Source organism: Cupriavidus sp. 05T313 (assembly GCF_056396665.1).
Map to the genome: position 1 here is coordinate 1 of NZ_JBFTLX010000627.1, position 454 is coordinate 454.

Genomic DNA, 454 nt, shown 5'->3' on the forward strand with positions numbered 1-454 from the left:
GGCCAGGAGGGCCCGGTTCTGGCGCTTGTTCAGGCCGAACAGCGGCAGGATATCCGCGCCGCCGTCGCCGTATTTGGTGAAGAAGCCGGTGACGGATTCGGCGCCATGGTCGGTGCCGATCACCAGGTAGTTGTGTTCCCCGGCCAGGGCGTACTGCGCGATCATGCGGGTGCGCGCTTTGGTGTTGCCCTTGTGGAAGTCGGAAATCCCGTTGCCCACGGTCTTTTCGAATTCGTCCTCGAAGCCGTCGACGGCGGCCGAGATGTTGAACGTCCACTCCGTTTTGGCCTGGATAAAGTCCAGGGCCGCCTGGGCGTCATCCTCGTCATGCTGCACGCCGTAGGGAAGCCGCACAGCCACAAAGTTGGCCTCCATGCCCTCGGCATCGAGCTCCTCGACGGCCAGCTGGGCAAGCCGGCCAGCCAGTGAGGAATCGAGGCCGCCGGAGATGCCC

At 64.5% G+C, this 454-nt stretch carries 1 protein-coding gene; it reads right to left on the reverse strand.

Translation table 11 applies throughout. The features are described from left to right. Positions 1–454, reverse strand: a 454-nt coding sequence (gene nadE, locus AC1DKD_RS42080; RefSeq protein ID WP_477144846.1) for an NAD(+) synthase, incomplete at both ends; no start/stop codon positions are given.